The organism is Photorhabdus akhurstii, assembly GCF_018448925.1.
Lineage (GTDB): Bacteria > Pseudomonadota > Gammaproteobacteria > Enterobacterales > Enterobacteriaceae > Photorhabdus > Photorhabdus akhurstii.
In genome coordinates this window covers 19,061-42,075 of record NZ_RCWE01000031.1, presented here as the reverse complement: position 1 = coordinate 42,075, position 23,015 = coordinate 19,061, and the positions used below count along the sequence as shown (strand labels likewise).

The 23,015-nt window shown below is 41.6% G+C and carries 25 protein-coding genes; 9 read left to right on the top strand and 16 right to left on the bottom strand.

Annotated elements, in window-relative coordinates; translation table 11 throughout:
* Positions 1-156: 156 nt before the first annotated feature.
* The 3 genes from mltC to mutY all read right to left on the bottom strand — a co-directional run bounded on the left by mltC (position 157) and on the right by mutY (position 2,636).
* Positions 157-1,230 carry a membrane-bound lytic murein transglycosylase MltC gene (gene mltC, locus EAE93_RS21185; RefSeq protein WP_036814749.1) on the bottom strand — a complete coding sequence of 358 codons (1,074 nt, stop codon included), beginning with the start codon at positions 1,228-1,230 and terminating at the stop codon, positions 157-159.
* A gap of 63 nt (positions 1,231-1,293) precedes the next feature.
* Positions 1,294-1,566, bottom strand: a complete 273-nt coding sequence (locus EAE93_RS21180; RefSeq protein WP_214040508.1) for an oxidative damage protection protein — start codon at positions 1,564-1,566, stop codon at positions 1,294-1,296.
* A gap of 29 nt (positions 1,567-1,595) precedes the next feature.
* The gene (gene mutY, locus EAE93_RS21175; protein ID WP_110086611.1) at positions 1,596-2,636 is read right to left on the bottom strand and encodes an A/G-specific adenine glycosylase; all 1,041 of its coding nucleotides are present in this window, start codon (positions 2,634-2,636) and stop codon (positions 1,596-1,598) included.
* Positions 2,637-3,015: 379 nt separating this feature from the next.
* On the opposite strand from mutY, the gene trmB reads away from it, so the two are divergent.
* From trmB to EAE93_RS21150, 5 genes are all read left to right on the top strand, one after another.
* Positions 3,016-3,735 (top strand): tRNA (guanosine(46)-N7)-methyltransferase TrmB, encoded by a 720-nt coding sequence (gene trmB, locus EAE93_RS21170; protein ID WP_036776903.1) that lies wholly within the window; start codon positions 3,016-3,018, stop codon positions 3,733-3,735.
* The gene (locus EAE93_RS21165) at positions 3,735-4,061 is read left to right on the top strand and encodes a YggL family protein (protein WP_036776901.1); all 327 of its coding nucleotides are present in this window, start codon (positions 3,735-3,737) and stop codon (positions 4,059-4,061) included. The genes trmB and EAE93_RS21165 overlap by 1 nt, the downstream gene beginning before the upstream one ends.
* Positions 4,062-4,267: 206 nt before the next feature.
* Entirely contained in the window at positions 4,268-5,194 is a 927-nt protein-coding gene (gene glsB, locus EAE93_RS21160; RefSeq protein WP_036776900.1) for a glutaminase B, read from the top strand.
* A 47-nt stretch (positions 5,195-5,241) separates the two neighbouring features.
* Positions 5,242-5,964, top strand: coding sequence for a YggN family protein (locus tag EAE93_RS21155; protein WP_110086610.1), 723 nt, complete (start codon positions 5,242-5,244; stop codon positions 5,962-5,964).
* Positions 5,965-6,081: 117 nt separating this feature from the next.
* Entirely contained in the window at positions 6,082-7,047 is a 966-nt protein-coding gene (locus tag EAE93_RS21150; protein WP_046396572.1) for a siderophore ABC transporter substrate-binding protein, read from the top strand.
* 518 nt (positions 7,048-7,565) lie between these two features.
* Here EAE93_RS21150 and EAE93_RS21145 read toward each other — a convergent pair.
* The 6 genes from EAE93_RS21145 to EAE93_RS21120 all read right to left on the bottom strand — a co-directional run bounded on the left by EAE93_RS21145 (position 7,566) and on the right by EAE93_RS21120 (position 12,673).
* A complete protein-coding gene (locus tag EAE93_RS21145) occupies positions 7,566-8,228 on the bottom strand; it encodes a hypothetical protein (protein WP_036814740.1) in 663 nt (220 codons plus the stop codon).
* 591 nt (positions 8,229-8,819) lie between these two features.
* The gene (gene hemW / locus EAE93_RS21140; RefSeq protein WP_214040507.1) at positions 8,820-9,950 is read right to left on the bottom strand and encodes a radical SAM family heme chaperone HemW; all 1,131 of its coding nucleotides are present in this window, start codon (positions 9,948-9,950) and stop codon (positions 8,820-8,822) included.
* Entirely contained in the window at positions 9,943-10,536 is a 594-nt protein-coding gene (locus EAE93_RS21135) for an XTP/dITP diphosphatase (protein ID WP_214040506.1), read from the bottom strand. The genes hemW and EAE93_RS21135 overlap by 8 nt, the downstream gene beginning before the upstream one ends.
* A 26-nt stretch (positions 10,537-10,562) precedes the next feature.
* The gene (locus tag EAE93_RS21130) at positions 10,563-11,111 is read right to left on the bottom strand and encodes a YggT family protein (RefSeq protein WP_214040505.1); all 549 of its coding nucleotides are present in this window, start codon (positions 11,109-11,111) and stop codon (positions 10,563-10,565) included.
* Between the two features lie 18 nt (positions 11,112-11,129).
* Complete coding sequence (gene proC, locus EAE93_RS21125; protein ID WP_214040504.1) at positions 11,130-11,951, bottom strand: pyrroline-5-carboxylate reductase; 822 nt, start codon at positions 11,949-11,951, stop codon at positions 11,130-11,132.
* A gap of 26 nt (positions 11,952-11,977) precedes the next feature.
* Complete coding sequence (locus tag EAE93_RS21120; protein ID WP_214040503.1) at positions 11,978-12,673, bottom strand: YggS family pyridoxal phosphate-dependent enzyme; 696 nt, start codon at positions 12,671-12,673, stop codon at positions 11,978-11,980.
* A gap of 21 nt (positions 12,674-12,694) precedes the next feature.
* Between EAE93_RS21120 and EAE93_RS21115 the strand changes: the two genes are divergently transcribed.
* The gene (locus EAE93_RS21115; RefSeq protein ID WP_214040502.1) at positions 12,695-13,783 is read left to right on the top strand and encodes a type IV pilus twitching motility protein PilT; all 1,089 of its coding nucleotides are present in this window, start codon (positions 12,695-12,697) and stop codon (positions 13,781-13,783) included.
* A 136-nt stretch (positions 13,784-13,919) separates the two neighbouring features.
* On the opposite strand, the gene ruvX is transcribed toward EAE93_RS21115, so the two are convergent.
* The 4 genes from ruvX to rsmE form a co-directional block, all read right to left on the bottom strand.
* Positions 13,920-14,339: a Holliday junction resolvase RuvX gene (gene ruvX / locus EAE93_RS21110; protein ID WP_214040501.1), complete on the bottom strand. Its 420-nt coding sequence runs from the start codon at positions 14,337-14,339 to the stop codon at positions 13,920-13,922.
* Entirely contained in the window at positions 14,340-14,903 is a 564-nt protein-coding gene (locus tag EAE93_RS21105) for a YqgE/AlgH family protein (RefSeq protein ID WP_065391141.1), read from the bottom strand.
* Positions 14,904-15,011: 108 nt separating this feature from the next.
* Positions 15,012-15,962 (bottom strand): glutathione synthase, encoded by a 951-nt coding sequence (gene gshB / locus EAE93_RS21100; protein WP_105398163.1) that lies wholly within the window; start codon positions 15,960-15,962, stop codon positions 15,012-15,014.
* Between the two features lie 9 nt (positions 15,963-15,971).
* Entirely contained in the window at positions 15,972-16,703 is a 732-nt protein-coding gene (gene rsmE / locus EAE93_RS21095; protein WP_105398162.1) for a 16S rRNA (uracil(1498)-N(3))-methyltransferase, read from the bottom strand.
* A gap of 293 nt (positions 16,704-16,996) precedes the next feature.
* Here rsmE and EAE93_RS21090 point away from each other — a divergent pair, with 293 nt between their 5' ends.
* A complete protein-coding gene (locus EAE93_RS21090; protein WP_214040500.1) occupies positions 16,997-17,653 on the top strand; it encodes a prepilin peptidase in 657 nt (218 codons plus the stop codon).
* A gap of 66 nt (positions 17,654-17,719) precedes the next feature.
* Here EAE93_RS21090 and EAE93_RS21085 read toward each other — a convergent pair whose 3' ends face one another.
* A complete protein-coding gene (locus EAE93_RS21085) occupies positions 17,720-18,361 on the bottom strand; it encodes a DsbA family protein (protein WP_214040499.1) in 642 nt (213 codons plus the stop codon).
* Positions 18,362-18,392: 31 nt separating this feature from the next.
* Positions 18,393-19,277: an MBL fold metallo-hydrolase gene (locus tag EAE93_RS21080; protein ID WP_036814724.1), complete on the bottom strand. Its 885-nt coding sequence runs from the start codon at positions 19,275-19,277 to the stop codon at positions 18,393-18,395.
* Positions 19,278-19,382: 105 nt separating this feature from the next.
* On the opposite strand from EAE93_RS21080, the gene EAE93_RS21075 reads away from it, so the two are divergent.
* A complete protein-coding gene (locus tag EAE93_RS21075; RefSeq protein WP_214040498.1) occupies positions 19,383-20,297 on the top strand; it encodes a LysR family transcriptional regulator in 915 nt (304 codons plus the stop codon).
* Here EAE93_RS21075 and EAE93_RS21070 read toward each other — a convergent pair.
* Complete coding sequence (locus EAE93_RS21070; RefSeq protein ID WP_040152240.1) at positions 20,280-21,215, bottom strand: LysR family transcriptional regulator; 936 nt, start codon at positions 21,213-21,215, stop codon at positions 20,280-20,282. The two genes, EAE93_RS21075 and EAE93_RS21070, sit on opposite strands and share 18 nt — an antisense overlap.
* Positions 21,216-21,339: 124 nt before the next feature.
* Here EAE93_RS21070 and lysA point away from each other — a divergent pair, with 124 nt between their 5' ends.
* Positions 21,340-22,632 (top strand): diaminopimelate decarboxylase, encoded by a 1,293-nt coding sequence (lysA, locus tag EAE93_RS21065; protein ID WP_046396559.1) that lies wholly within the window; start codon positions 21,340-21,342, stop codon positions 22,630-22,632.
* The last annotated feature ends 383 nt before the right edge of the window (positions 22,633-23,015 follow it).

Sequence of the window (23,015 nt, the reverse complement as noted above, 5' to 3'; positions counted from 1 at the left end):
GGGCGCATTAAACCGTATTCGGTAGAGCTCGTCAATAGATTTCTTTGGGAATAGTGATTTGTGCTTTGAAATTATTCGATTAGCCAGAAATATAGGCAAAATAATAACGGAGAGTAGAAAAATTGCTCCCCGTTATTTTCTTAATATTTTAATGTCTTAATGATGATAGACTTTCTGGGCAGTATTGACTTTCATCAGGTAACGACGTGATTCTGCCGATGGATGTTTGGTCGTTAGGGTTTCATAAACATCACCCGGCGCCATTTTATTTATAATTTGAGCCGCTTTTTTCTTATCGCTGGAAAATACCCGTAATACACTACCTGCACCACCATTGTAAGCCGTTATTACCGCGTAACGGCGAGATGTTGCATTAGTGATGTCACCCAGATAACTGTTTTGTAATATCGATAAATATGCTGTGCCGGCATCGATATTATTTTCTGGATCAAATAGATAACTACGGCTTGGTTGCCCTGATTTACCTTTCATCTTAAAGACATCACGGCCAGCAGTATGTTGTACAACTTGCATCAGCCCAAGTGCATCAGAACGGCTGACTGCATAGGGATTGAAGCTGGATTCTATTTGCATAATTGCCAAAATTAGGGATTCATCTATGCCATATTTAATGGAAGCTTGACGAATCAGTGGCAGATATTTATGAGCACGTTTGTCCAAATGGTTTGGAACCAGTTGTATAGTGACAGACCAAATGACATGTAAACCAGATTGGCGTTTTTGTAATTTGTTGGCAATCAGATAATCTGCAAAGTGTGTTGCTCGCCATTCCCAACGAATCGGTTGGCCGTTGTTGTCCATAACTTGTCCGTAAAGAAAGGGTTCTTTACTGATCTGAATATCGTTAGTATCAGAATAGAGATCAACGGAACCTGGATCGTCACCCATTAATAAGGTCGTGATAATGGCCTTGCGTAGATAGGTCGTAGGGTCAATTGGGGAAATTGTCTCAATCGTGATCGTTCCAGCTTCAAAATTGATATGGCTGCGAGTTTGGTATTGATCGGTATACTTTACGTAATCTTTTGGGCCTGCAATTAATACTTCATGCAACCCCCAAATGTTCTCAATGTTATGAGCAAACTGGCCCATCAAAATATCAAAACCATTGGTATCTTTTATATATTCTTCACGGTATTCACGATTTTTGTTGCTGGTACAGGAAACAAGAATTGGGGCAATAACAAACAGTGCTAACAGTTTTTTCATCTTACATTGCCATCTGGTATTGAATACAACATCAGAGCCGCTGGCTCTGATGAAAGCTAAATATTATTTTTCTGGTGGGGTATATCCATCAATTTGAATATCATGACCTTCGAACAGGAATTTAGCCATTTCCTGTTCAAGCAATTTACGATCTTCCGGATTCATGGTGTTGAGTTTTTTCTCATTGATCAGCATGGTTTGTTTGCTCATCCATTGTCCCCATGCTTCTTTGGAAATTTCATTGAAAATGCGTTTGCCCAATTCGCCCGGATAAAGCTGAAAATCCAGTCCTTCGGCTTCATGTTGTAAGAAAGTACAAAAAACAGTTCTGCTCATAATAAATCCTCAAAATAGTGGGTATGAGATTAGCTTAGTTGCTGTAATAGATATTCAACTGGTGCTGCCAGCCCAACAGTCGCGGGTTGCTGTAAGTTATACCAAAGTCCTTTATTTTCATCCATGCAGGTAGTAAAGGATAAAATATTTATTTTTATCGGCACAATATCTAGATGAAAATGGCTAAATGTGTGGCGGAATGCGGTGAGTTGTTCATGTTTACTATGAGAAATACCTGATTGCTCTAACCAGCCATTTAGCAAATCCATGCTCTCAAACTGAGGAAACGCAAACAAACCACCCCAGATCCCCGTTGGTGGGCGTTGTTCCAGCCAGACAGCATCATTATTCTGCATCAGCAGGAAATAAGCTGTTTTCTCAGGAATGCTCTGTTTAGGTTTTTTACCTGGATATTTGGTCCAGCTATGGTTAGCGTAAGCGATACATCCTTGATTTAATGGGCAGATTTCACATTTCGGCTTGCTGCGAGTGCAAACCATTGCGCCTAAGTCCATCATCGCCTGATTAAAATATTCCACCTCTTGCGCTGGCGTTACATTGGTGCTGATTTGCCAAAGGTTGCTTTCAACCTCTTTTTTACCTGGCCAACCTTCCACGGCATAACAGCGGGCTAATACCCGTTTAACGTTGCCATCAAGAATTGGGAAATGTTTACCTTGAGAAAGTGAAAGGATTGCCCCCGCTGTTGAACGACCAACGCCAGGTAGGGCGACAACATCTTCAAAAGTTGTTGGGAATTGACCTTGGTGCAACTCCACAACCTGTTGTGCTGCTTTATGTAAATTACGAGCACGAGCGTAGTAACCAAGGCCGGTCCACAAATGTAGGACTTCATCAAGGGGGGCTGCGGCAAGTGAAGTCACATCGGGAAAACGTGAAATAAAGCGCTGAAAATAGGGAATGACCGTCGCAACCTGAGTTTGTTGCAACATCACTTCTGAAAGCCAGACGTGATAAGAGGTCTTTTCCAATTGCCAGGGCAGGGTTTTACGACCGTAACGATGGTACCAATCTAGTACCACTGCGGAGAATTGCTTTGCTTCCATCATTGGGATAATTGTCTTTAGGGAAAATCAGTGTTTCGTGAATAGGATTGCAACATAGTGTAACCTCGCTGTAAACCGGAACTTTGTTTTCGCAGCGCTACGCAATTTCGTATTAAATTCCGTATTAAAATTGTACTTGTCACGATCGGACTTGCTAAAATCGCCCATCTTTGGATAATGCGCTCTCTTTTATACCCAATGGATTTCAAGATGCATCGCGACGGCAAGGGAGCGAATCCCCGGGAGCATAGGTAACTATGTGACCGGGGTGAGTGAGTGCAGCCAACAAAGAGGCAACTTGAAAGATGACGGGGATAGGTGGTTTGCTGGTAAAGCAGCCATAAGCGGCTGAATAAATGCCTTTAAAACTGACAGAAATACCATGATAAATAACGTAATTTCGCCGGAATTTGATGAAAATGGCAGGGCGTTGCGCCGTGTTAGGAGTTTTGTTCGTCGTCAGGGCCGGTTAACTAATCGTCAGCAACAAGCACTTGATAATCTCTGGCCAAAAATAGGTGTTGAGTATCAGGCAGAAAAGCTGGAGCTGGCAGCACTTTTTGGGCGAGAAGCCCCTGTGGTGTTGGAAATTGGCTTTGGCATGGGGGCATCCCTTGTCACAATGGCAAGTCAGAATCCAGAAAAAGATTTTCTTGGGATTGAAGTTCATGCGCCTGGCGTTGGCGCTTGTCTGGCTTCCGCAGAAGATGAAAATATCGGTAACTTGCGGGTGATGTGCCATGACGCGATTGAAGTGCTGGAAAACATGATCCCGGATAATAGTTTGGAAATGGTACAGCTTTTCTTTCCGGATCCGTGGCATAAAGCACGTCATAATAAACGCAGGATTGTACAGCCGCCATTTGCTGAATTGATAAGAAGCAAGTTGAAAGTGGGTGGCGTATTCCATATGGCGACTGATTGGCAGCCATATGCTGAGCATATGTTGGAAGTGATGAATGGCGTAGATAATTACCTTAATTTGTCTGAGGATGGTGATTATGTACCGCGTCCATCTTCACGCCCGATAACGAAATTTGAATTGCGCGGTCAGCGGTTGGGGCATGGCGTGTGGGACATAATGTTTAAGAGGATTAAGTAATGGCTAAAAACCGCAGTCGTCGTTTGCGTAAGAAGATGCATATTGATGAATTTAAGGAGTTAGGTTTTTCTGTTAAGTGGAGTTTCCCATCTAATACACCTGTAGATGTTATCGATAGCACTGTTGATGCATTTATTGATGAGCTGATTGAATCTAATGGCTTAGCATTGGATGCCAGCGGTTATCTGCATTGGGAAGGTTTAATCTGTTTGCAAAAAATTGGTATGTGTACAGAAGAGCATCGCCAATTGGTTGAAAAGTGGTTGAAGGATCGCGGTATGGAAGATGTCATGACTTCCGAATTGTTTGATGTTTGGTGGGATTGATTAATCTATACCCTATGGATTTCAAGATGGATAGCGACGGCAAGGGAGCGAATCCCCGGGAGCATAGAGAACTATGTGACCGGGGTGAGTACAGCCAACAAAGAGGCAACTTGAAAGATAACGGGTATATCGCTATAAAATAGCTTGCATGAATTACAACAGGGGTCTCTGGTGATTAATGAGTGCCCCTGTCTGGAGTAAAATCAGTGAGTACAACGTTCTCTAATACGTTATTGTCGGATATTTTGCGACAAGTTCGTCCCCTGATTGGCCAAGGGAAAGTGGCAAATTATATTCCTGCATTGGCGGAAGTTCCTGCTGATAACCTGGCAATAGCCATCTGTACCATCGATGGGCAGATATTCCGTGCCGGAGATGCTGAGAAGCGTTTTTCGATTCAATCTATTTCTAAGGTATTAAGCCTGACTTTAGCCATGACGCGTTATCAGGAACAAGAGATCTGGCAACGGGTCGGGCAGGAACCCTCAGGTCAGCCATTTAACTCGTTAGTTCAATTGGAACTGGAAAAAGGCAAACCCCGTAACCCTTTTATTAACGCGGGTGCATTAATTGTCTGTGACATGTTGCAGTCGCGATTGAGTGCGCCTAAACAGCGTATGCTAGAAGTGGTGCGCAAACTTGCTGGTTGCCCTGATATTTGTTACGACAGCAAAGTTTCCCGTTCTGAAATGGAACATTCTCACCGCAATGCGGCGATTGCCTATCTGATGAAATCCTTCGGTAATTTCGATAATGATGTGCTCGCGGTACTGCAAACTTATTTTCATTATTGCGCTTTGAAAATGAACTGTATTGAGCTTGCTAAATGTTTTATTTATTTGGCGAATCAGGGGAGTACGATAGGCTCTGAGCAGCAAATCCTTAGTCCACGTCAGGCCCGGCAGATTAATGCACTGATGATGACCTGTGGTATGTATGATGGTTCCGGCGAGTTTGCATTCAGGATTGGCATGCCAGGAAAATCGGGCGTTGGTGGTGGGATCGTATGTGTCGTGCCGGGAGAGTTTACTGTTGCTGTCTGGTCACCGGAATTGGATCGATCGGGGAACTCTTTAGCGGGTTGTGCTGCCCTGGAATTGTTAGCCGATCGTGTTGGGCGATCCGTTTTTTAACTCTCAATCCGTTTTTTAATTCTCAGGTGATTTTCTTAGGAGAAAACATGTTACGCAAAATTATCACTGTTGCATCTTTGCTATTTGTTGCTCAGGCTCAGGCAGGTTATGAGTGCCAGGTAAATCCACAGAATGACATCATTATTACTTCTCAATCAGTTCAGGTTGTGGGGGCAAGTGGCAATCTCCAGATTTCACCGGATGGTTCAGTAATTCGCGATGGTAAGAACTTAAGTTTAAATACTGAACAGCGTCAGAAAGCACAACGTTATCAGCAGGCTTTGCGGCAGGATTTGCCTTGGATTAAGCAAGAAACCGGAAAACATCTGATAACGGCTCGTAAATCCTTGGATAAAGTGGTAGTGGATACTATCGGTAAGGATAGCAATGTGCGTAACCGGTTGTCTGAGCTTGAGTCAGGGCTTAATCAGCAAATAAACCGAATCATTGAAACTCGCGCTGATGGTATGGCATTTCACCATCAAGCAATTAAGCAGGTTGAAAAAGATAGCCGTAGCTTAATTGAGCAAAGTCTTGGTGGGGTGTTACAGGACAGTATAAATGAGATCGGCAATAAACAATTTAGCCTGAATGGTGATAATAATCAGGCATTACAATCGTTGCTTGGTAGTTTGGGTGGATTGCAGAATAATTTGAAAGCTGAATGGCGTGTTCAGGAAGAAGATTTCCAGCGTTTTGGCAAAGAGGTTTGCGGTAAGGTCAGTGGCCTTGAGCAACAAAGAATTGAGTTACTGAATTCTATTAAATAATTTCTAATAATCACAAATAAGAATCAATTTGAAATTGATTCTTATTTAGATTGACATATTTTTTTCGCTACCTAGAATGCGAATGTTTACTAAATATCCTTTCTTGGAGTGCGATATATGAAAAAGATAATCCCTGTCGTTCTGGTATCGTTATTTGCTGTTGCAAGCCATTCCGCATTTAGTCAGGAATCTTCTGTAGTTACACCAAATATAGTTACCCCAAATGTAGTTACAGCTCAGACTAATGATAAGATCACGGTTAAGCACCTTTCCGGTGAAACTGAAGTCAAAAAAAATCCTCAGAAAGTCGTTTCATTTGATTTCGGTATTTATGATTCATTAGTTAAATTAGGTTTATCAGATAGGGTTGTTGCATTACCTACTGGTAATACGCCTGAATATCTCCGTAATAGCTTACCTAAAGGGGTAGAAAATGCGGGGGGTATGAAAGAGCCAAATCTGGAAAAATTGGCGCAAATTAAACCTGATTTGATCGTTATTAGCGGGCGTCAAACTTCTTCCTATGAAAAGCTGTCAAAAATAGCACCGACAATTAATCTGGGAACTGATAGCAAAAATTATCTGGCTTCAGTTGAAAGTAACATAACGTTATTAGGTGAATTGTTTAATAAACAGAGTGAAGTGAAAGATCAGCTTGTTGAGCTGGAAAAAACCATTGCTAAAGCTCAGGATAAAGCTAAGTCTTCTGGCGCAAAAGTTTTAGTATTGCTGCATAACGCAGGTAAATTAGTGCTGAACAACCAGAGCGTAGTGTATGACGTGGTTAAGGCACAGAAAGCAGAATTATCTATTCCTGCTGGTGAAGATAAAAACAAATTCGTTGTAGTGACTTCTGATATGATTGCTAAAGCCAATCCTGATGTGATTCTCATTATTGACCGTAGTGAAGCAATTGGCGCAGGTAAGCTGAACAAAGAAAAATTTGAAGATGATAAAATAAAATCTACTTCGGCGTATAAGAATGGCAAAATCACTTACCTGAAATCTGATTTGTGGTATTTATCGGGCGGTGGTTTGGAAAGCTTAACTGCACAAGTTAATGCTGTAGCTGATGCCCTTTAATCAGGTCATGCGCCATTTTGAATTTGAATAGTGATTGAAGTTCCACAATGGATTGTTTTAGATTTGGTCTGACAGTTATCGGTTATTTTATGCTGGTGACTGTCAGGTTTTTGGTCTAAATCTTGCCCGATTGGGGCAATATTCTATGAGTAGTTGGCTTATTATTCGTATTTTCAGTATTAATAATTTAAAAGATAGACAAATCTTTTCTATTCAAAACAATGTCTTATCTATTCATAAAATAAAAATTTAATCTGTTATAATAATGGTGTGAAAACTAATGTTGTTATTAAGAAATAATAAATGTATTTCTGTTATATATAATTGGACAGAGAAATTATTTGTAGATATTAATGGTGATTATTATATTGAATTTACAAGGTGAAAACATTATTTGTTTTATATTTTAGCGTCTGATTTATTCGAGTTTATAATATGAAGGATGATATTTATATTGAAAGGAACTTATAATAAATAATAAGTTCCTTGATAATTAAATGAGATTACAGATAAAGGTTTTATGAACAAGTATTAACCGCGTCTACAGAGTCAAATACCAATCTGGCTATAGCAGGACCAGCTAGTGCTATTTCTACAATAAATGCAGCTCCATCTGTAGCAAACCATATAGTTAATTGTGCTATTGCAGTTATTCCAGTAATAACCCAGTCGTACCAATGCATTGACTCCTTTAAGCAATTAGTTATTCCAGAAATACCTATATCATCCTTAACTTTAGCAATTAATGACCAGGTATTCTTTGATTTATCAGTAATAGAATTCGAATTCTTAAGGTCATGAACTATAGTCAATAACTCATGTATAGCCTCATGACCTAATTTTTTCAATAATATCTGTGTGGCTGATTCTCTTTCGGGTTCATGTATGCCCATGAATTTAAATGCAAGTTTAAAAGCACCTGCGACAACTGTACCAATTGCAAGAGTGCATGGAGATACACCTGCGTACTCTATTAATTTTGATCTTCCATCAGTGTCAGTTGGAGCTGAATTATTAAAATGCAATCTCTTGTAAGCATCATTTACAACCATGTCAAAACTAATATTTTCTTTTTGATGATCCGAAAGTTGATCATAAAAATCTTTATAATACGGCGTCAGTGCTGTAGCGAGGTCTTCTTTGGATAAAGTATATAACATTTCTTTATTTTCAATGTTCATTTTTCACCCCAATCAAAGTGAAATTAAAAATGATTTTTTAAATGCTCGTGCTTATCAATAGAAATACAACCAAGCACAAATTAAATATAGTCGTATTTGAGATGATTTAAGTGATATTATTGCGGTGTAATTCACATATATTAAAATTAATCTTGTGTAAAATATGGTTTTATTAAATTTTAATTAATACTCTTATTGATGGTCGATATTAACTATTATTTACATAGATAAACATATTTGTAGGGTAGGTGGATTAATAAATTTTTATATTATTTTTTTTGTGGTGTATTTGTTAATTTATTTTTTACATATTGGGATTTTATCATTGAAAATTAGATTGTGAATTATTATTTCAATATTAATGCCTTGGTTAATTTGTCACTTATATATTATTTAAGTTTTGGGGTGCAATCACTCCTCCGAAAGGAACAGGAATCCAACATGGGGCAATCAGTCGCCACCGTCTAATGGAGTCCCCACCGAAATTCAGTGGGGGAAATGTATTATGAATAGAAACGAAACCAGTGGCGGTATCAATTTTATGCAAAGATAATCTTTACGGAGCTGAATTTTCCAAAGGCAATTTCTGTACTAGAGAAATAATTCCAATAATGAATTTAGGAACAGTTTGCCTTTTTGCGTGATTTGCCAGTGTGTTGCTGTTTCAGAAAGATAACCTGCGGCTAAGGCTTGCCCTATTTGAGTACGGATTGAGTCCTCAGATAACCCTGTAAAATCACTGAAATCTTGTTTTGGCATCATTTCCAGTAAACGGAATCGGTTCATAAAAAATTCAAATGGCCGATCTTCATTTTCTACTTGATGTTGTTTATCCAGATAGCGTCCTTGCATATATCCACGGGGATGTTTGGTTTTCACTGTGCGCAGAATACGGCCATCTTCAAATGTGATTTTTCCATGAGCGCCACAGCCAATGCCAAGGTAATCTCCAAAGCGCCAGTAGTTGAGATTATGCTGGCATTGATAGCTTGGTTTAGCATAAGCAGAAGTTTCATATTGCTGATAACCTGCTGCTGTCAACAATTGATGACCTTGTGAAAAGATATCCCATAAAGCGTCATCGTCGGGCAGAATAGGAGGGCGAGAGCCAAAGCTGGTATTAGGTTCAATAGTCAACTGATACCATGAAAGATGCGGTGGTGATAACGCGATTGCCTGACGCAAATCATCCAGTGCCTCATCAAGGCTTTGATTCGGCAAACCATGCATCAAATCCAGATTAAAACTGCGTAGCCCCAGACTAGCGGCTAAATGTGCTGCCCGTTTGGCTTCATCCGGCCCGTGAATACGGCCAAGGCGTGCCAGTTTATCCGGGCTGAAACTCTGCACGCCAATGGATATTCGGTTAATCCCCGCTTGCTGATAACCACTGAAACGATCGGCTTCCACAGTACCCGGATTGGCCTCCATAGTAATTTCAGCTTGCGGCGATACCGGTAGGAGAGCACGAACACCATCCAGCAATTGTTGCATTGCCTGTGAGCTAAGCAGGCTAGGGGTCCCACCACCAATAAAGATAGTGGTAACTTCCCGTCCGTTGACCATTGGCAGATCTGTTTTCAGATCTGCTAATAAATGGTCAACATATTCCTGATGCGGAACATCACCTTTCAATGCATGAGAGTTGAAATCACAGTAAGGACACTTTTGTACACACCACGGAATATGGATATAAAGACTTAGTGGCGGGAATTTAAGCATTACTGAGTGTATCCAACATCATCTTTAGTGCCTGACCACGGTGCGAAACGGCATTTTTTTGTTCACCCGTTAATTCAGCGGCAGTACAACCTAATTCCGGTATGTAGAAGATAGGATCATAACCAAACCCACCATTACCGGCAGGTTGGCGTGCGATAATCCCCGGCCAGCGGCCATGAAATACCAGCGGTGTTGGATCTTCCGCATGGCGCATATAAACCAGCACACAGTTAAACTGAGCTTGACGTTGATCATCAGGAACATCTTTCATCGTATCTAGCAGTTTTTCTAGATTTTGCTGATCGGTGCTGTTTTCACCTGCATAGCGGGCTGAATAGATACCTGGAGCACCGCCAAGGATGTCTACGGATAGACCAGAGTCATCCGCAATTGCCGGTAGTCCGGTAACTTGTGCGGCGTGGCGAGCTTTAAGAAGGGCATTTTCAATAAATGTCAGCCCGGTCTCTTCGGCTGAATCTACGCCTAATTCAGTTTGAGCAACAATATCCAGTCCAAAATCAGCCAGTAATTGTGCCAGTTCACGAACTTTTCCGGGGTTGCCGGTTGCCAGAACGACTTTTTGCATTATTTTGAATCCAATTTAATTCTTATTTACTGTATCAGCCATGAAAGAACATCAGCGCGAAGATAGTTCAGTGCGTAGAGGATCAAAATGACTATCATTGCTGAAAAATCAAGGCCGCCCATCGTTGGGATAATACGGCGGATAGGCGCCATCAACGGTTCTGTCAGTTGCATCAAAACATAGTCAATCGGATTGCGCCCCTGACTTATCCAGCTTAGTAAAGCACGCGCTAGCACTAACCAAAATACCAGTTTACCTGCTGCTGTCAGCAATTCGATTAACCCGACAGGAAGGAAAAGTGTGTGGAAAGCAAGCGAACCGGTATTGAACCAAAGTTGCATGATAAATTTAAACAATACCAGAACATAAGCGACAACAATGGAGGCAGTATCAAGCGAACTAATAGCTGGTATGACTCGGCGTAATGGCCGAACGATCGGTTGAGTTATTTTCACAATAAATTGGGCAAATGGGTTATAAAAATCACAACGAACCCATTGCATCCATACACGAAGTAATAAAACAGCGATGTATAAATCCAGAACTGTGGATAGAATAAAGTGTAAAAATTGCATTTAGCAGCCTTGATAAAATTAAAATTGTTTTTCCATTTCCTGCGCCCGGCGAATAGCCGCCTGCATAGCGTTGGATACAGTTTCCGGCAATTTGCCTTCATAAAAGATACGTAATGCTTCCGCAGTAGTACCGCCTTTAGATGTTACCTGTTCACGCAGGGTTGCAAAAGGGAGATCTACGTTTGATGCGGCCAGTGCCGCAGAACCTATTGCCGTTTGCAAAACAATTTCACGGGCTGTCTGGCTATCAAAACCTAAACGTTCTGCTTCCTGTTGCATTGACTCCATAAATAGGAAGAAATAAGCGGGCGCACTGCCTGCTACGGCGATAATGTCATTGATGCCGTTTTCATCTTTTACCCAGTAAGTTTTACCGACACTGTTCATTAATGCTTGAGTGAAATTACGGTCAGACTGGCTGACTTGTTCAGAGGCGAATAATCCACTCAACCCCTGACCAATTAACGCCGGTGTGTTTGGCATGATACGGATAATATTGAGTTTGTCTTGTAATAAAGCATCAAAGCGTGCAACGGAAATACCTGAGGCGATAGATAGAACCAGCTTATTACTGAAATCTACCTTTTCTTGCAGAGGCTGACAAACATCTGCCATCATTTGCGGTTTTACCGCCAGAACAACAACGTCGGCTTCCTGTGCGTAGTGAATATTGTCACTACCGCTATTAACGCCATACTCTTTTGCTAGTGCATCACGGTGAGTATTACTTGGTGCGCAGACATTAATCAGCTCAGCAGGGTACCCTCCTTTTACTAATCCGGCGATGATGGCGTGAGCCATATTACCTGCACCAATAAAGGTAATTTTACGTTTTTCCATTTAAATACCTCGTAGTGTTGAAATGGTTAATTGTGATACTGACGCGCACCGAAAATTGCTGTTCCAATTCGTACTAATGTGGAACCACAATTAATCGCAGCAGCCATATCATCAGTCATCCCCATTGAGAGGGTATCTATTTGAGAATATTTAGTTTTCAGGTTAAGGAAGGTTTGCTCCATTCTCCTGAAAACCACCAATTGACGTTCATAGTCAGGTTCCGGCGCTGGGATTGCCATTAAACCCCGAAGCCTTACGTTTGGTAGTTTGTTCACTTCGGCAGCCAGAGTAGGTAGCTCATCAAGTTGAATACCTGATTTGCTCTTTTCATCACTGATATTTATTTGAATAAGAATATTCAGCGGTTCCATTCCCTTCGGGCGTTGCTCGTTCAGGCGTTGTGCTATTTTTAAGCGGTCAATGGTATGGCACCAGTTAAAACTTTCTGCCACTAAACGGCTTTTATTAGACTGCAACGGACCGATAAAGTGCCATATCAAATCATTATGATTGGCAAAATGAGCAATTTTTTCTACACCTTCCTGCACATAATTTTCACCAAAATGACGTTGCCCGGCAGCGATTGCTTTTTCGATATCTTCCACAGGTTTGGTTTTACTGACTGCAAGCAAGGTAATTTCTTCTGGAGCGCGTTCGCATTTTTGTGCGGCAATGGCTATGTGGGTCCTGACATCTTGTAAATTTTGTTCAATATTGTTCATGGTGACTCAGGAGATTAAAAAATGAATATGGATAAGTTAGTAGCCCTTAGTGTAAAGCATAATGCGTCAGATCTGCATCTTTGTATTGGACAAGTTCCCGTATTACGTATAAATGGAGTGCTTTGCCCACAAACTCAACTGCCATCTGTAAATAATCTATTGTTGGAAGAGTGGAGTAGACAATTTTTATCGGAAAATCAGCGACAACAGCTATTAACTGGTGGACATGTGGATTTTGCGTTGGAGACAGAAAATGGCCAACGATTGAGAGGCAACATCTTTCGTCAGCACTCCGGGTTGTCAGCCGTTTTGCGTTTAATTCACGCTCAGTGTTCAACTCTGGAACAGCTAAAAGCACCTGAAATTATCCGTGAAATGGCTTTGCGGGAAGAGAGTGGGTTGATTCTGGTGACTGGCGCTACAGGCAGTGGGAAGTCGACAACATTAACTGCCATTGTGGATATGCTGAACAGCCACAGTTGTCAGCACATTATTACATTGGAAGATCCCGTTGAATTTATCCACCACAGCCGCAATTGTCTGATACAACAGCGACAAATTGGATTGGACTCGCCCAGTTATCAGGCAGCGCTAAAAGGGGCTCTCCGGCAAGATCCTGATGTATTGTTGTTGGGGGAGTTGCGGGATAAGGAGACAATACGCTTGGCGTTAACTGCGGCAGAGACTGGGCATTTGGTATTGTCGACTTTGCATACCAGAGGTGCTGTACAGGCAATTGACCGATTGGTAGATATTTTCTCTGCCGAAGAAAAAGGGTGGGTACGTAGTCAGCTAGCAGGCAGTTTGAAAGCGGTGATAGCCCAGCAATTAGTTTCTGCTCAGGGAGGAGGGCGAGTCGCTATATATGAAATATTGGTAGTTAATCAGGCTGTGAGCCATTTGATACGAGAAGGAAAAAATCATCAAATAACAACGCTTATGCAGACGGGCGCTGCCAGTGGGATGCAAACCTACGAGCAAGGCTGGCAGCAACGTAAATTGCAGGGATTACTGGCAGAGCAAACAGATAGGAGGATTAAAGAAAATGCTATACCCTATGGATTTCAAGATGCATCGCGACGGCAAAGGAGCGAATCCCCGGGAACATAGATAACTATGTGACTGGGGTGAGTGAGTGCAGCCAACAAAGAGGCAACTTGAAAGATAACGGGTATATCAGTTAATCGCGAATCGTGGTTATACGATTGCTGTTAATTGATCGCTGCTACTGTTAGCTATTGTGCTATTAATAGTGCTGTTCAAACCAGCTTTCCAGAATAATAACAGCGGAAGTAGCATCTACTTTTCCTTTACTTAAGGCTTTATAACCACCTCGGTCAAACAGATGAGCACGGGCTTCAACAGTTGTCAAGCGTTCATCTTGGAGTTGAACTTGCATGCCAAACCGGCCATGCAGCCGGTTTGCAAATTTACGTGCTTGCGCTGTGACTAATTGCTCAGTGCCATCCATATTAAGGGGAAGACCAACGATAACTAAATCGGGTTGCCACTCTTTAAGTAATTTTTCGATTTGTTGCCAATTGGGGATACCCTCTGTGGCTTTAAACGAGGTCAATGCTCTGGCGGTACCTGTGATTTCTTGCCCGATGGCTGCGCCGATGCTGCGGGTGCCAAAATCAAAAGCCATTATTGTACGGTTATTCATCTATGCATGCCCTGCCTGTGGCGCAATATTATAGATATTGATACCGAGCAAAGATGCGGCTTCACGCCAGCGGTCCGCAATGGGTGAGTTGAAAATAATATGTGGATCAGCGTTTGTTGTTAGCCAACTATTCTCCATTATTTCTTTTTCAAGTTGACCTTTTTCCCAACTAGCATACCCCAACGTGACCAATATCTGTTTTGGTTGGCGTGGAGTACCCAAGGTTTCAAGGACATCTTTGGATGTGGTGATCATTGTGTCATCGGAAATTTTGATACTTGAACTGAAACCTGGTTTTGGTGTGTGCAATATAAAACCATGATCTTCAGCCAGTGGACCGCCAGTCATGACAGGTTTGTTTAGACTGATGCTTTCATCCCGATCTTCTGGTGATATTTTCAGCTTTTGTAAAACTTTCCGAACGGAGATTTGCTCAATAGGTTTATTTATCACCAGTCCCATAGCCCCATTTTCATTGTGTTCACAAATGTAAACAACTGAGCGTTTGAAATAGGGATCAGATAATGAGGGCATGGCGATAAGAAAATGGTGCTGTAGATTCATTTTATTTCTAGTAATTAACCTTGCTATGTAAGGATTATTTAGCCCACAGTATGTGGGCTAAAAGTATAAATGACAAACCCTGACAGGCAAATTCGCAAAAAGAATTTTTTATTTCTCTAACCGTTCTTCAATCGCATTCATTAACATGCCGATGATTGAAATATCAGGGAAAGCGGCTTCTATCTCACGTGCACAGGTCGGACTGGTGACATTAATTTCAGTCAGTTTGTCACCAATAATGTCCAGACCAACAAAAATTAACCCTTTTTCTTGTAAAGTCGGAGCAACAGCTCTGGCGATAGCCCAGTCACTTTCTGAAAGCGGGCGAGCTTCACCACGGCCGCCCGCGGCAAGATTACCGCGAGTTTCACCTTGGGCAGGGATACGAGCCAGGCAATAGGGAACGGGTTCGCCGTCGACAATTAATACCCGTTTATCGCCTTCTTTGATGGCCGGTAAGAAATTTTGTGCCATGCAGAAACGATTGCCATGTTCCGTCAGGGTTTCAATGATAACCCCAACGTTTGGATCATCTTTTTTCAGGCGGAATATCGATGCGCCGCCCATACCATCTAGTGGTTTAAAGATGACATCACCATGTTTCTGGTGGAATTCACGCAACTGAACGGCATTGCGAGTCACTAATGTATCTGGTGTTAAATCAGGGAACCAAGCTGTGAATAGTTTTTCGTTACAATCGCGCAGGCTTTGTGGTTTATTGACAATGAGAGTGCCTTTCTCTTCCGCACGTTCCAAAATATAAGTGGCGTAAATGTATTCAGTATCAAATGGTGGATCTTTACGCATCAGGATGACATCCAATGTTTCCAGTGCCAGATCTTGTTCTCTATCGAACTGATGCCATTGCTGTGGGCTGTTTTCTACCTGCAATAGGCGGGTACGTGCGCGGGCTTCCCCTTGGTGCAGATAGAGATCACTCATCTCCATATAATGGAGCTCCCAGCCGCGGCGTTGCGCTTCCAATAGCATGGCAAAACTGGTGTCTTTCTTGATGTTGATGGATGAAATGGGGTCCATCACTATGCCGAGTTTGATCATTCTTTCTCCTTAACCCAAATCGCCGAAACGCACTTGTAATGCGGTAATTGCGGTGAGCGCTGTCGTTTCTGTTCTCAGCACTCGTGGTCCTAATAGGATATCAGTAAATTGGTAATTAGCTGTCATAGCAATTTCATCTATCGATAATCCACCTTCCGGGCCGATCAGTAAACGTACTCTTTCTACGGGTAAAGGCAGGGTATTGATACTTTGGCTGGCTCGTGGATGTAGATTCAATTTCAAACTGCCATCATCTTCCGCACACCAGTGTTCGAGTTGCATCACTGGGCGAATTTCAGGTATACGGTTGCGACAGCATTGCTCACAGGCGGCAATGGCAATCTTCTGCCATTGTTGAAGTTTTTTAGCCAGCCGTTCTCCATCCAGCTTTACGCCGCAACGTTCAGAAATTAAAGGCGTAATAACATTTACCCCTAGTTCTACAGATTTTTGAATGGTGAATTCCATTTTTTCACCGCGGGATATGACTTGCCCTAGATGAAGATTAAGTGGCGATTCATTATCGGCAAGTTCGCTGTTGCTGATATGTACTTTGACGGATTTTTTGCTAGCTTCGGTGATCTGAGCGTTGAAGATCTGATTGCTGCCATCAAACAGTTGCAACTGTTGGCCATGAGTCATTCTGAGAACCCGCCCGACATGGTTAGCCGCCTCATCACTCAGATAAATTTCAGTATTCGATGAGAGTAATTCCGGGTGATAGATGCGGGGTATGCGCATGTTTTTTTCCTTCCAGCGGGGTATAGATATACATAAGACAATAAATAATGGAGGGTATGATAAGGGAGGCTTAATCAAATTATCAAGCTATCTCGATACGGATTGTTATCTCTGAATAAATGTTGCGAGTCTGCTCGCATATTTATATTTAATTTGACTATTTTATATTTATTTTGTTGTTTTAAAACGTCATTGTTTATTACTATATTTTTATGTCGAAAACATAATTGATATTTGTTTTTTTATTTAATTAAAATATTCATAATGGAATAATGTTGGAGGTGTTCTGTTTAATGGATTTTAACATTAAAATCATTATTTTGGCTATTTTTGTTGGGATAGTGGCAGGAATAAGTTTGAATAAAATGATATCGGTATTTCCTAAAATTATTTATGGATATGAAAAAATAGATTTCGGTTATTTTCAGGTTGAATTAGTAACACTGTTTATAACTTCTTTTTTTATGATTTGTTTTCCATTGAATTTCCATTTATATGCAGTTTTGATATTTATTTGGATGCTAATTATACTTTCTTTTATTGATGTAAAAATTAATTTATTGCCAGATATAATAAATTATCCACTTTTATGGTTAGGATTATTATTGAATTTGAATCAAACTTTCGTGCCTATTGAACAAGCTGTAGTCGGTGCTATTGCGGGTTATTTGATTTTATGGTCACTCCATTGGTTATTCAAAATAATTTGTCATAAAGAAGGGTTAGGATATGGTGATTTTAAGTTAATGGCAGCGGTTAGTGCTTGGTTGGGGATTGGTGCAATTCCTTTATTAATGTTTTTATCCTCACTGTTTGGTCTTATTGGGTACTTTTGGATGTGGAGAATACGAGAAAATTACCAAGAGTCTGTTGCTTTTGGCCCCTATATAGCCATTTCTGCGATCATCATGATCTATATGCACTTATTGGGAATGGATGGGTTATTGTGAATGGCGCCCGATAGCTGAAAATGTATGGGCGCCAGTAGTTAAAATTGTGGTATTAAAACGGTGGTGTTAAAACTGATAGTGAATCAGCATATCTTGCCAATGTTTGGGTTGTCCCAAGTATTTATCAAGAGAAATAATAGATAGCTCGTTTCTGTTATTTTCTAAAATAAACGTAGGGAAGCCTGAGCCGCCAACGGCTGCCAACAGTTCACGGCTTTTCCTAATATGTTGGAGACTTTCTGACTCATTATTCAGTGTCAGCTCTTGCTGAAATAGTTCTGAATCAAGCTGTAACTCATTTGCTAAATTCAATAATGTTTCAGTTTCGCTGATTTTTAATCCACGAACATAATGCGCTTTTTGTACTGCCAGTAACATTTCAACACCTTTACCAGCCAACTCTTCTGCTGCAAGAATGGCTGATATTGGTGGTAATGAATCCATAATCAGTGATTTATCATTTAACAGTGTGACATATTGTTCACTGAAAATTTGCCCGGTAAGGCTTGCGATCCGTTTATCCTGACTAAGGACATAATCACGCCATGTGCTGTCTATTTGGCGTCTGTTATCCCCTGTCAGCATTCCGCCGCCATGCAATTCAATTTTCACATTTGCGACCTCTTTTGCTGCTTGTATCAGAGAGGAAACGCCATAACACCAGCCACATAGTGGATCGTAGATATAATGCAGAGTCATTCCGGGCATATTACTTATTCCTGAAAAAGAGTTAATTTACTTATTGGGGCCACTTCATTTCGCCTTTCAGCACTTTGGCGCTTAATTCGAGACTGGATTTGTCTGCAAGTTTTGGATAGTGCTTTTCCATTGCGGCTATTAGCGCTTTTGAATCTTTCGCTTTTGCCAGCTCTTTCTCAAAAATAGTCAGGTACTTTTGCGTGAAATGAACGGATTCCAACGTCATTGGCGTGTTACCAATGAAATGTCCTGGAACCACAATAGTTGGTTTCAGCTCTTTTATACGATCTAATGTCTGCATCCAGTTTTTACGGGACTCTTTAGTCTGTGTATCTGCTATCCAGACATGAATGTTGCCTGAAACGGTGACACCGCCTACTACCGCTTTTAATTTTGGTATCCAAACAAAAGTACGGTCAGCCGCAGGGCCATCAAGACCTTCGACGATTAACTTCTCACCGTCAACCGTAAAAGTGTTACCTTCCAACGGTTGCGGCACGATAACTTTTTTGGGGGCCTGTTCTTTCAGAACACCTCCCCAATAAGCCAGTTTGCCATCTTTGGTTTTTTTGATTTCTTTAATGGTTTCTGGTGATGCAATGACTTTTGCGTTAGGGAACGCTTTGGTCAGTGTATCAAGGCCAAAATAGAAATCAGGATCAGACTGACTGATATAGATAGTTGTCAGTTTTCTGCCGGTATACTTAATTCTTCTGGCCAGTGCTTCAGCGTCATTTTTTTGGAACTGAGCATCGATCAATACAACTTCTCTATCACCGATGATGAGCTCAGAAGAGACGGGAAATACGCTTCTTTCACCTGGATTGAAAACATCCAGTTTTAGGTTAGTGGCTTGTGCCAGAGAAATGGTACCCAAGGAAAGGATACCTGCCAGCGCAATATTTAGTGTTGTTTTGCGAGTCATGATTGAATTCCTGATGTTGTGTCAATGAGGTTCATAATAAGTTGCGTTTTTCGATGAAAAAACCGCATAATTGGCAATTATTTGTTGCATAAATCGAGCTAATTGATGGATAGAGTCACTGCTGCGCAAGTGTTCACTATAATTGTAGAACAAGGCAGCATGATTGCCGCATCGGAACGGTTAGATATGTCGCGGGCAATGGTATCTCGCTATCTGGCTGAAATGGAAAAATGGGCGGGAGTACGTCTGTTACATCGTACAACGAGAAAGATCAGCCTGACATCGGCAGGAGAGATCGCCTATCAGCGCAGTCGTAAATTATTGCAATTAGCGGAAGAGATACCGGTTCATCAACCTGTAGAAGCACAGGAACTGAGTGGTCTTTTGCGGATAAGCAGTTCTCAATCTCTGGCGATGAGCGCATTGTCTGTGGCGATTCCTGAGTTTATGCGGATTTACCCTCAGATAGCTATTGATATGCAAATGAGTAATAAGGCAATAAATTTGGTCGAGGAACGGATAGATTTAGCGTTACGCATCACGAATAATCTGGAACCGAATTTGATCGCCAGACCGTTATCAACATGCCATTCTGTAGTTTGTGCCGCTCCTTCTTATCTGGCAGGAAAAATGTTTCCGCAAAAGCCTGCTGATTTAGCTTTGCATAACTGTATGACTTATAACTTCTTTGGTAAAAGTCTTTGGTTATTTGAACGCCAAGGGGAAAAATATTCTGTTCCTGTTAGCGGTACTTTAAGTGCTAATGAATCGGTTGTATTAATGGAGGCAACGTTGCAAGGGGCGGGAATCGCCATGCAACCCTATTATTCTGTTGCTTCGCATTTGGCGTCAGGAAAATTGATTCAGTTGTTGCCAGAATATCGACCTCAGGCGATGGGAATTTATGGTATTTATGCCAGTCGTCAAAATATGCCAGCAACGCTGAGAGCATTACTGGATTTTCTGGTTCAGTGGTTTGCTTCTTCTCCGTACTGGCAAGCACTAATGCTGAAAAGCTGACTTTAGTTTTTGAGGAAACAGGGCAATTTGTGCTTTTAGGTGTTCAATAAAAGTATCTACTGGGGCAGAAGAAGGGCGATGAATGGGCTTTATCAGGCTGACAGTAAAAGGAATATCGATACTGAATGGGCGAGCGCATATTTCAGATTTGCCGTGGCTGTCCAGATAATCGAGTATGGTCAGTGGGTTGACAATAGAAACGCCAATGCCTTCGCGCACCATTGCACATACTGATGCAGCACTGTGAGTTTCCATAATCAGGCGGCGGCGAATATGGTGTTCTGCGAATATGCCATCAATGAGCTGCCGGTAGCTATCCGCTATTGAAAGACTGATAAAATTTTGCTCGCTGAAATCTTCGGGAGTCAATAGCGGTTTATGACTGAGAGGATGCTCGGCGGGCAATACGCAAATTTCATTCAGCGTGATCAATGTTTCTCTCTGTGTACCGGGTGGTGTCTGCAAATGTTCTGTCAAACCCAGATCATGGCGTTGAGCTGAGAGCCACTCTTCTAATAGCGGTGATTCCTGTGGAATGATGGTTAAATTAGTATCAGGGTATTGACGGGTGAAGTGGCGGCAAACTTTCGGTAACAGTGATTGAGAAAATACCGGCAAGCAAGCAATAGAAAGCTGAGCATGTTGAAATTTACGTATATTGTCAGCCGCATTCATTATTCTTTCGAGTCCGTAATAAGAGCGCTGAACTTCTTCAAAAAGGCGTAATCCTTGTGCTGTCGGATGCAGGCGGCCTTTTACTCGGTCAAATAGTTTGAATTTTATTAGGTGCTCAAATCGTGCTAATTCACGACTGACGGTTGGTTGTGATGTTTGTAATAAAATAGCCGCTTCTGTCAGGTTTTTTGTCGTCATTACCGCATGGAAGATTTCAATATGGCGCCATGAACAAGAAGACATAAATTGTTCCTTCAAATGATAATTCTATATCACAGATGAATAGACTATAACGAAATGGATATTTTTATTCCTGTTTTTTGCTGTTAATAATGGGTTATCTGCTGACTTTGTGAGAGAAACCCTGATGAGTACTTTTACCCCCGATTTTACCCGCAATAGTTGTCCTAACCTGATAGCGGAGAATTTGAGTCGTCTGCCAGAAACGTACGGTACTCCATTATGGGTTTACGATAGTGAAACAATTATCCAAAGAATCAAATTATTATGTCAGTTTGATGTCGTCAGGTTTGCTCAGAAAGCTTGTTCTAATACTCATATTTTGCGCCTGATGCGTGAGTATGGTGTGAAAGTTGATGCTGTTTCGCTAGGGGAAATTGAGCGTGCTTTGCGGGCCGGATTTTGTCCAGGGCAAGAAGTGTCAGACATTGTTTTTACTGCTGATTTAATCGATGTGCCGACGTTGCAACAAGTAACCAAATTGGATATTCCGGTTAATGCGGGTTCTATCGATATGTTGGAACAGATTGGTCAATGTAAACAAGGGCATCCGGTATGGCTGCGGATTAATCCCGGGTTCGGTCATGGTCATAGCCAGAAGACGAACACGGGAGGGGAAAACAGCAAACATGGTATTTGGTATCAGGATCTTCCACGAGCGATTGAGAAAATACGCCACTATGGATTGAAATTGCTTGGTTTACATATGCATATTGGATCTGGTGTTGATTATCATCATCTTTCCAGTGTATGCAATGCGATGGTTGAACAGGTTATTCTTTGTGGTGAAGATATTCAGGCGATTTCAGCCGGCGGTGGTTTATCGACCCCTTATCATCAGGGAGATGAGCAAATCAATATCGCTCATTATTTTGGGTTGTGGGATGATGCGCGTAAAAGAATTGAGCAGCATTTAGGTCATAAAGTTGAGCTGGAAATTGAACCGGGACGTTTTTTGGTAGCGGAATCTGGCATTTTGATGACAGAAGTGCGGGCGGTTAAGCAGATGGGGAACCGTAATTATGTGCTGGTGGATGCGGGATTTAATGACTTAATGCGCCCGGTAATGTATGGCAGTTATCACCATATTTCAGTTTTGCCTGCTGATGGACGTAAGATTGAGCAATTTTCATTGCAAGAAACATTAGTTGCGGGGCCGTTATGTGAATCTGGCGATATCTTTACACAGATTGAGGGGGGAGGCATTGCGCCAAGAGCGTTGCCGCCGGTTCGGGTTGGTGACTATCTGGTTTTTCATGATACTGGTGCTTATGGTGCGTCAATGTCTTCCAATTACAACAGTCGCCCGCTGATCTCTGAGGTGCTGTTTGTTAATGGTAGCCCCCAATTAATTCGCCGTCGCCAAACAATTGAAGAGTTATTAGCGTTGGAAGAAGTACCCTGTCCCTCTACACCATAAAAGATGGGGCGATACTTTAAGGTATCGTCCTGTCTGTTGATAAACCTATCCCTTAATCCTGTCAGTCCGACAGCATTTCCTTAAAAAGCATGTGATATATAAAACCGATACCACTATTGGTTGCAAATTTATTTGTATTCGAAAATGTTAAATTAATGAATATAAATTGTTAAATTTCGGCGATAAAACACACTTATTTTTATAACTTTCGGAATATTCCTATATATTTTTAAATTAAATCTGTTGCACTATTAATCAGATATTAACTGGTTAGTAGTAAGGCTATCTCAGGTAGAACCGACACGATGGGCAGAACCCTGACCGGACAGAACGAGGCTGACGAAAATCTGCAACCGGGCCGGTGGTAACACGCTGGTAGAGTA

Coding starts and splice junctions, on each gene's coding strand:
- mltC (WP_036814749.1), bottom strand. CDS start 1,230: ATGAAAAAACTGTTAGCACTGTTTGTTATTGCCCCAATTCTTGTTTCC.
- EAE93_RS21180 (WP_214040508.1), bottom strand. CDS start 1,566: ATGAGCAGAACTGTTTTTTGTACTTTCTTACAACATGAAGCCGAAGGA.
- mutY (WP_110086611.1), bottom strand. CDS start 2,636: ATGATGGAAGCAAAGCAATTCTCCGCAGTGGTACTAGATTGGTACCAT.
- trmB (WP_036776903.1), top strand. CDS start 3,016: ATGATAAATAACGTAATTTCGCCGGAATTTGATGAAAATGGCAGGGCG.
- EAE93_RS21165 (WP_036776901.1), top strand. CDS start 3,735: ATGGCTAAAAACCGCAGTCGTCGTTTGCGTAAGAAGATGCATATTGAT.
- EAE93_RS21155 (WP_110086610.1), top strand. CDS start 5,242: ATGTTACGCAAAATTATCACTGTTGCATCTTTGCTATTTGTTGCTCAG.
- EAE93_RS21150 (WP_046396572.1), top strand. CDS start 6,082: ATGAAAAAGATAATCCCTGTCGTTCTGGTATCGTTATTTGCTGTTGCA.
- EAE93_RS21145 (WP_036814740.1), bottom strand. CDS start 8,228: ATGAACATTGAAAATAAAGAAATGTTATATACTTTATCCAAAGAAGAC.
- hemW (WP_214040507.1), bottom strand. CDS start 9,950: ATGCTTAAATTCCCGCCACTAAGTCTTTATATCCATATTCCGTGGTGT.
- EAE93_RS21135 (WP_214040506.1), bottom strand. CDS start 10,536: ATGCAAAAAGTCGTTCTGGCAACCGGCAACCCCGGAAAAGTTCGTGAA.
- EAE93_RS21130 (WP_214040505.1), bottom strand. CDS start 11,111: ATGCAATTTTTACACTTTATTCTATCCACAGTTCTGGATTTATACATC.
- proC (WP_214040504.1), bottom strand. CDS start 11,951: ATGGAAAAACGTAAAATTACCTTTATTGGTGCAGGTAATATGGCTCAC.
- EAE93_RS21120 (WP_214040503.1), bottom strand. CDS start 12,673: ATGAACAATATTGAACAAAATTTACAAGATGTCAGGACCCACATAGCC.
- EAE93_RS21115 (WP_214040502.1), top strand. CDS start 12,695: ATGAATATGGATAAGTTAGTAGCCCTTAGTGTAAAGCATAATGCGTCA.
- ruvX (WP_214040501.1), bottom strand. CDS start 14,339: ATGAATAACCGTACAATAATGGCTTTTGATTTTGGCACCCGCAGCATC.
- EAE93_RS21105 (WP_065391141.1), bottom strand. CDS start 14,903: ATGAATCTACAGCACCATTTTCTTATCGCCATGCCCTCATTATCTGAT.
- gshB (WP_105398163.1), bottom strand. CDS start 15,962: ATGATCAAACTCGGCATAGTGATGGACCCCATTTCATCCATCAACATC.
- rsmE (WP_105398162.1), bottom strand. CDS start 16,703: ATGCGCATACCCCGCATCTATCACCCGGAATTACTCTCATCGAATACT.
- EAE93_RS21090 (WP_214040500.1), top strand. CDS start 16,997: ATGGATTTTAACATTAAAATCATTATTTTGGCTATTTTTGTTGGGATA.
- EAE93_RS21085 (WP_214040499.1), bottom strand. CDS start 18,361: ATGCCCGGAATGACTCTGCATTATATCTACGATCCACTATGTGGCTGG.
- EAE93_RS21080 (WP_036814724.1), bottom strand. CDS start 19,277: ATGACTCGCAAAACAACACTAAATATTGCGCTGGCAGGTATCCTTTCC.
- EAE93_RS21075 (WP_214040498.1), top strand. CDS start 19,383: ATGGATAGAGTCACTGCTGCGCAAGTGTTCACTATAATTGTAGAACAA.
- EAE93_RS21070 (WP_040152240.1), bottom strand. CDS start 21,215: ATGTCTTCTTGTTCATGGCGCCATATTGAAATCTTCCATGCGGTAATG.
- lysA (WP_046396559.1), top strand. CDS start 21,340: ATGAGTACTTTTACCCCCGATTTTACCCGCAATAGTTGTCCTAACCTG.